At 65.7% G+C, this 233-nt stretch carries 1 protein-coding gene; it reads right to left on the reverse strand.

Features of this window, described 5'->3' with window-relative positions:
* Positions 1–233: hypothetical protein (locus AC0L3U_RS40310; protein WP_473365259.1), on the reverse strand; the 233-nt coding region annotated here is incomplete at both ends.

Consider the following 233-nt stretch of genomic DNA (forward strand, 5'->3'; position numbering starts at 1 on the left):
CCCGTGGTGTCCGACCACTGGGTCGACCAGTTCAACTGCCGCGCGGTTTGTGTTGCCAGCGGCATCTCGCTGACCGGCACCCGCACGATGTTGTCGCCTTTCACACTGCTGGTGTTCAGGCGCGGCGTGGACCCCAGGCTCAACTGGTAGTACTTGCTCGGGTTCTGCGCCACCGCTGGGTTGGCCCGCACACGCACCTTTACGGTGGTGCCCGGCGCGACGCTCGGGTAAGT

The sequence above is a fragment of the Bradyrhizobium sp. Kon69 genome (genome assembly GCF_055807515.1).